Raw genomic sequence first — 7139 nt, forward strand, 5'->3', positions numbered from 1 at the left:
AATTAACCCCGGTATTGTTTTAAGGCAACGCCAAGTGCGGTGATGGCAGCTCGGATGTCTTCTTCTTTTAACACATAAGCAATTCTTATTTGATCCTTACCTTTTTTAAGTGTGGAATAAAAGCCATTTGCCGGAGCAAGCATTACCGTTGCATTCTGATGATTAAAATCAGTCAATAACCACTGGCAGAAATGGTCGGCGTTTTTTACCGGTAAACTCAAGACCGTGTAAAAAGCACCTTCTGGTTTATGCCCATAGACATTGGGAATTTCTTTTAAGCATTCAAATAAGACATTCCGACGGTGCTCATACTCTTTAATCATGGGGGTGATATATTTGTCGATATACTTGTAAGCCGCTACCGCACCAATCTGTTCAAGGGTTGGTGGGCATAACCGCGCTTGGCAGAATCGGAGTAGTGCATCCATTACTTTTTTATTTCGGCTGATTATACAACCAACCCGAGCACCACAGGCGGAAAATCTTTTGGAGATGGAATCCATTAATATTACCCGGTCTTCAATCTCTGGTAAAGATAGTGCACTTATGTGTTGCTTACCATCATAGATGAATTCCCGATAGACTTCATCAGAGAGGAGAAAAAGATTGTGTCTTTTACATAGCCGCTGGAGGATGAACATTTCTTCTTCGGTCAAAACTGTGCCCGTTGGATTGTTGGGGGTGTTAATAAGAATTGCTCGGGTTCGGGAACTGATTTTCTTTTTGATTTCTGATTCGGGAGGAAGGTGAAAACCGTTCTCAATTTTGGTTTCGATTGCGACGAGTTTGATATTAGACATCACCGCAAAGCCGTTATAATTGGTATAGTAGGGTTCAAAAACAATTATTTCATCTCCAGGGTCACATACGGTCATCATGGCAAATACTATCGCTTCACTCCCACCTATTGTTATCCAGATGTTATCCAGATCCAGATCAAAGCCCAGATTCCGGTAATAATCAAGAACCGCAAGGCGTAAGTCTAAGATCCCCCCAGATGGACCATAGCCGAGGACTTTTTCTCGGTAATTGCCGATTGCCTCGAAAATTTCAATGGGTGTCTCAATATCTGGTTGACCAATATTTAGATGGTAAACCTTTAAACCCTTTTTCTTCGCTTCATCTGCAAATGCGGATAACTTGCGAATAGGCGAATAAGGCATACGCTCGGCCCTTGCCGATAAAGAGATATCTCTTTTTATGCTTTTTGTGCGCGCCATGATTAAATTATATCCAACCGCGGTTAAAAGTCAATCACAATAGATTTTACCTCTCCATGTAATGTTTGGGCACCTTATTTACAGTTCTCCAGTAAGAACTTGTAGTCAGATTATCCAATATCACTGGTGGAAATAGCGCAATATTGGGATTTAATTCAGGCATAATCTCTTTAGCATACTCAAGGGGTGTCTTGTTGTCAAGATTATCTCCCATATGTCTCCGCTGGGTATTGTAGCATTTTATCCAACTGTAAGCAATCAAAAATAGGGAATTGATATCTTTCATTCTGCTCTTTCCGACCCTTCTGAATCCGCGTGATTTCCGCATCCAGAGACCCCAAACACCGATTCACCCACTCGATCTTACCCTCATCACCACCCCAATCACTCTGCAACACAATATGCCCTTTAATGCCAAACGACCGCAACCATAAAACCACTAAGACAATAAACTCCCAGCCATTAGCAAAACTCTCCTCTTGACCGTAAGCAATAAACCTCAGCCGGCAGAGTATCACCATCCTTGATCTCCTTCACATCCACCTGGAAAAATGCAAAAGGCCTAAAATCTAAGAGATTGTAATAGCGCCGACCCGTCCGCCGAAAACCATAATTAGTCTTCTGGAAAATCTCTAAAACCAAACGCTCAACATGCTCCGGGGTCTTATTCGGTGAATAATGGGGACGAGAAGAACGATTCTTTAAACCCACCCCACTATCAAGGAAAAATGCTTAAGCCATTTTGAAACCGTGGACCGTGAAACACAAATTATCTGAGCCGTCCTGGAGATATTCCGATTGGCTTGATAAAAATAACAATCTACGATCTTCTGATGGGCTAATAAGGGGTGTAACTTTAAAAGTTGGTTGTATTCTAAGCTAACCATTTTTGCACCTCCAGGATGATTTTCAAAATGGCTCTATCGCTTTATTAAATGCATTATAAACGCCTTTCAAAGGACAGGCAAATATTTCACACCTATGGCGGATTCGAATGCGCATTTTTAAGGATTTTTTCAAGCCGCAGCTTCTTAAACTTTTCTTCACTACCTGAGGACTATATCTATCTATCTTGCAATTTTGCACTCTCACATTCTTAGATATCTTAAGAGTGCAATTTACTACTTGATTTTCCTTAAAGCAACGATTATAATAATTTAGTCTATTTATTTCCATAAGGCCTCCCTATATTTAGTAAGTTTTGTTAACTCTTTAATATTAGCCGGGAGGCCTATTATTAAGTTCTTTCTTACAGTGATAACAAGGTCCCTTTACGTTTGCATTCGGAATATTGACAGGATAACCATTTAGGCATATAATCTGGGGATGGAAAGACACCAACAGAGAATCTATCTTGATTATGCAGCAACAACCCCCCTCCATCCCGAGGTTCTGGATGCAATGAAAATTTATTTCCTGGAGGAGTTTGGCAATCCTTCAAGCCTCCATACCTCGGGCCAGCGGGCGCGGGATGCTATTGAAAAAGCACGTCAAACCATTGCCGAAGCGCTGGGCGCGAGTCCAGATGAGATCATATTCACCTCCGGTGGTAGCGAATCGGATAATATGGCAATAAAAGGAGTTGCTTATGCCCTGGCTAAAAAGGGTAATCACCTAATAACCACCAAAATAGAACACCATGCCGTCCTTGAGCCCTTCCATTTTCTACAAACCCAGGGTTTTCAAACTACATTTTTACCGGTAGATCGATACGGTATAGTAGACCCCGATGATGTAAAAAGGGCAATTACCGATAAAACCATCCTCGTTTCTATCATGCATGCCAATAATGAAATTGGAACGATTGAGCCGATTGAAGAGATCGCCAGGATATGTCGGGAAAAGGGGGTATATTTACATACCGATGCGGTCCAGTCTTTTGGGGCGATAGAGACAAATGTTAATAGACTCGGTGTTGATTTATTATCAATCTCTGCCCACAAGTTTTATGGACCAAAGGGGGTGGGTGCATTATATATAAGAAAGGGTACACGAATAGAACCGCTCCTGCATGGCGGCGCTCAGGAGATGGGGAAAAGGGCATCAACCCATAATGTCCCGGGGATTGTCGGTATGGCAAAGGCAGCGGAACTGGCGGTGAAGGAGATGCCACAAAGAGTGGAGCATACCAGACGGCTGCGGGATCGCTTGATTAAATCACTGCTCAATAATGTTGATGATATCATTCTGAATGGCCACCCGGAAAAGCGGCTGCCGAATAACTGCCATCTGATTGTGAAATATATTGAAGGCGAGGCATTGTTGATGCGCCTTGACCAGATCGGGATTGAAGTTGCCACAGGTTCTGCCTGTTCTTCAGGGTCCCTTGAGCCTTCCCACGTTCTTACTGCAATTGGTGTTCCGATTGAAGATGCCCGTGGCTCCATCCGCATAACACTGGGAAGACTCACAACCGATGAAGATATAGACTTTGTTTGTGAACATTTTCCTAAGATTGTAAAAGAATTGAGAGCAATATCACCTCTCACAAAGAAATAAAAAACTATAATAGAAAATGAAAATTCTTGTTGCATTAAGCGGTGGGGTGGATTCCAGCACTACTGCTGCTTTATTGAAAAGGGAGGGATATGAGGTTGCGGGTGCAACGATGATATTCAGGGGGGTGGGTGATGATGAGGTTGCCTTGGCTCGAAGCGCCTGCGAAGTGCTCGGAATAAAATTTTATTTATTTGATTTTAGTGATTATTATCAAAAAACTATTGTAGATAATTTTGTAGAAGAGTATAAATCGGGTAGAACCCCCAATCCTTGTGTATTGTGTAATAAACTCATAAAATTTGGCTTATTTCTAAAAAAGGCACTTGAGATGGGCTTTGATATGATTGCGACCGGACATTATGCGAGAATCGAAAAGAAAGATGGATTTTATTTGCTAAAAAAGGGAAAAGATAAAAATGAGCAGTCCTATTTTTTATACCGGTTAGATCAAAATCAATTATCAAGGATGCTACTACCACTTGGTGATTATACAAAAGAAGAAGTCAGGAAGCTTGCGAAAGAATTTTGTTTACCTACTGCGCACAGGAAAAAAAGTCAGGATGTTTGCTTTTTGCCTGATATGGATTATACGACATATTTGAGGGGCGTTATTCAAGAGAAAAAAGGACCGATTTATGACAAAAATGGGAAGAAAATCGGTGAACACAAAGGTATCTTCCATTACACCTGGGGACAGCGCAAAAGGATCGGGATAAGCGATAAAGAACCTTATTATGTGCTAAAGATCGATCCGATAAATAATGCAATCTATGTGGGGAAAAGACAGGATGTATATAAAAGAATGTTGATTGCCGATGAGCTGAGTTTTGTCGTTCCGGTGGATTTCAGTAAGAAAATAAAGGTGCTGGCAAAGACCAGGTATGTGGCACAACTCAGTCCAGCAGAGGTTTCTTTTGAGGGCAACCGGGCAAGGGTATGTTTTGAGAAGCCTCAGTGGGCAATAACCCCGGGACAATCTGTAGTATTTTATGAAAATGATATTGTCTTAGGAGGCGGAATAATCAGTGAAGTTATTGATTAAAAATTTATTACCTCACCGGTGGTAATCCTTGCCGCAGTAGATTCAACATTTCTTGGGCGTTTCTATGTTTAGGATTTTCGCGCAAAACTCTCTTATAGCAGTATTCTGCCTTATCAAATTTTTGCATAAAATGGTAAATAAGTCCGAGGCGAAAATATATCTCGGCACGGTGGTATTCGGCAATCTTTAAGGCATTCAAGTAAAGAATTTCGGCACTGGGAAAATCCAGTTTTAAAGAAGCAAAGAATGCCATTTTTGTTAAACCTACAGGATAAATTTGTTTTCTATAAAGACTTTCAAAAAAAAGCACAAAACCAGATTTTGAAGGTTTGCGCAATATCTGCCATATTTCTTGCTCATTTAACTGAGTATCAATTCCTAAATTCTTTATTGTATTAGAAATAACAAATGGTTTAAATTGTTCAGCATAACCGTTTCTTGCGTATATAACCGAGGTTTCATCCCAGTAAATGATTTCCCACTCTGGTGAATTTTCTAAATCAATATCCCAGACGAATGCCTCAGGATAGGAATAATCAAAGATTATTAAATCAGGTTGGTATTTTTCAATGAGTTTGATTATTCCTCCGGGTTGATGACTTTCATGGAATTCTTTGAATAATTCCTCTTTCATAACTTCAAGGCGACCGTCAATATAAACCGGTTCGCGGACCGACCATATCAACCAACTTCCCCGGTTCAGGTCATTCAGAATTCTGCCTTTAAGACCATTTTTGGTTATAAATTCGCAGGCCTTAATGGGTTGGACTTCCGGGTCAAACCCGATGCCAAATTTCCCGCCACCCCGCTGGGCATAATAGCCATTGTTTATAATGTGAAGAGCGAAGAGAATTGAAAATATTGATATAATCAAAGCTGCGCCTTTTTCTAAAAATCGTGGTATCTTTAAGAATTTTCTCAGCGCCGGTAATAGTTCGTTAATACTGCTCCCGATAATCTGTATCGCCACAATCATAAATAAAGGTATATTACGCACCGCGGTGGCAGATAGATAACCAAAGGTAAAGAAAAGGAGATATTCATGAATTCTTTTTTTGCGGTGATTTACAATCAGGCAAAAAATTGACAAGGCTAAAAATAAGAAATAGATAAAAAGTGCAGAATGCGATGTAAGCAAAAATCCTCGTGCCGAGAAGGGCGAAGCAAATTCGGTTATTGCATCCTTAAAGACGCTTGAATTTTGGAGTCTTGTAAAAAGATAGAATGGAAATAAAATGCCTTTGATATGATAAGGATTCAAAAACGAAATGAAAACGGATAACATAGTCCATTTTAGTAATTCTTTGAATTTTGGTCTTTCATTAAAAAATGTGCTTATGAGATAGAAAAGCAGAATACCCCAGCCCAGGATAAATAGTCCATGAAGATTTACCCAGAGCATCTGGATGATGGGTAAGAGAAAGAGAAGATTCTTTTTTTGGAAGTAAAAGAGGTCAAGGATGAGTAACATCAGTACCATAAAAATATAAGTAAATATCTCGGGTCTCACCCCGAATCTAATCTCAAATGAAAAAAGACTCGTCAGAATCAAAATACATATCAACCAGATAGGGATTGAGGAATTTTTCAGGCGTAAAAATAATAAAGTAAAAAAAATTAGAATCAAAATACCGTTGAAGATTGAAATACCTCCAGCACCTGAAACTTTAAAAATAATAAACAAAATTATCTGATAGAGCCAATACATTGCGATATATTCGTGATGGCGCACGGTATAGGTAAACTGGTCATAGTGGTGAAACGATTTATTGGTGAGCATCCATTCTCCACCCCGGAGATGGAAGCCAATATCGGTGTCATAGATCTTGCGCAGGGAAAGACAAAAGACAAAGGCAAAAATAAGGATAAGTGTTATATACCACAGATTAAATTTTGACTTTTGCACAGATAATTATATCTATCCATAAGGATTTGTCAAAGCATTAATAAGGAATATTGTCCATGCCTTGGATGGAAATAACGCATACCTGAAGAGCCTGTGTCATAGCCCGTAAAATGGTAGCCGCAGGCTTTAGCCTGCGCATGGTCTTTCTATTGAATGTAGCGCAACCTTCGGGTTGCGATAAAATGGAGGGTAAACCTTCAGGTTTGCGCTTTAAATTGTCGAGCAAGCTCAGCCACTACATTTAAGTATCCATCTCGTTTCTCTGGTTTTCACCGGAGAATAAAAAGGGGGGGGTTGATATGAAAAACATATTATGTGTAATGTTAATAAGCGCAGGGCTCTGCCTTGCCCAGGATATCCACATCTATGTGGATTCAAGTGCCAATGGTTATACACTCTTTTTGCAAAATCACGAAAGCATCAGTTATAGTCCGCTGCTTGATACTATACTAATCGTCGATCGGGGTTTTGT

At 40.1% G+C, this 7139-nt stretch carries 6 protein-coding genes; 2 read left to right on the top strand and 4 right to left on the bottom strand.

Features of this window, described 5'->3' with window-relative positions; all coding sequences use genetic code 11:
- Nucleotides 1–2: 2 nt before the first annotated feature.
- From ABIL39_04535 to ABIL39_04545, 3 genes are all read right to left on the bottom strand, one after another.
- Nucleotides 3–1220, bottom strand: a complete 1218-nt coding sequence (locus tag ABIL39_04535; GenBank protein ID MEO0165387.1) for a pyridoxal phosphate-dependent aminotransferase — start codon at nucleotides 1218–1220, stop codon at nucleotides 3–5.
- A gap of 46 nt (nucleotides 1221–1266) precedes the next feature.
- Nucleotides 1267–1506, bottom strand: a complete 240-nt coding sequence (locus tag ABIL39_04540) for a hypothetical protein (protein MEO0165388.1) — start codon at nucleotides 1504–1506, stop codon at nucleotides 1267–1269.
- Nucleotides 1507–1682: 176 nt separating this feature from the next.
- A complete protein-coding gene (locus tag ABIL39_04545) occupies nucleotides 1683–1931 on the bottom strand; it encodes a hypothetical protein (protein ID MEO0165389.1) in 249 nt (82 codons plus the stop codon).
- 615 nt (nucleotides 1932–2546) lie between these two features.
- Between ABIL39_04545 and nifS the strand changes: the two genes are divergently transcribed.
- Both nifS and mnmA read left to right on the top strand, forming a co-directional pair.
- Nucleotides 2547–3719, top strand: a complete 1173-nt coding sequence (gene nifS, locus ABIL39_04550) for a cysteine desulfurase NifS (protein MEO0165390.1) — start codon at nucleotides 2547–2549, stop codon at nucleotides 3717–3719.
- 16 nt (nucleotides 3720–3735) lie between these two features.
- Nucleotides 3736–4761 (top strand): tRNA 2-thiouridine(34) synthase MnmA, encoded by a 1026-nt coding sequence (gene mnmA, locus ABIL39_04555; protein ID MEO0165391.1) that lies wholly within the window; start codon nucleotides 3736–3738, stop codon nucleotides 4759–4761.
- 7 nt (nucleotides 4762–4768) lie between these two features.
- On the opposite strand, the gene ABIL39_04560 is transcribed toward mnmA, so the two are convergent.
- Nucleotides 4769–6667 (bottom strand): tetratricopeptide repeat protein, encoded by a 1899-nt coding sequence (locus tag ABIL39_04560; GenBank protein ID MEO0165392.1) that lies wholly within the window; start codon nucleotides 6665–6667, stop codon nucleotides 4769–4771.
- Between the last annotated feature and the right edge of the window lie 472 nt (nucleotides 6668–7139).

It is taken from the genome of candidate division WOR-3 bacterium (genome assembly GCA_039802205.1).
Classification (GTDB): Bacteria; Hydrothermota; Tepidihabitantia; order SM23-42; family JAOAFX01; genus JAOAFX01.

What these genes read in the sequence shown, in the direction of transcription:
- ABIL39_04535 (MEO0165387.1), bottom strand. Translation starts at nt 1,220, where the DNA reads ATGGCGCGCACAAAAAGCATAAAAAGAGATATCTCTTTATCGGCAAGG.
- ABIL39_04540 (MEO0165388.1), bottom strand. Translation starts at nt 1,506, where the DNA reads ATGAAAGATATCAATTCCCTATTTTTGATTGCTTACAGTTGGATAAAA.
- mnmA (MEO0165391.1), top strand. Translation starts at nt 3,736, where the DNA reads ATGAAAATTCTTGTTGCATTAAGCGGTGGGGTGGATTCCAGCACTACT.
- nifS (MEO0165390.1), top strand. Translation starts at nt 2,547, where the DNA reads ATGGAAAGACACCAACAGAGAATCTATCTTGATTATGCAGCAACAACC.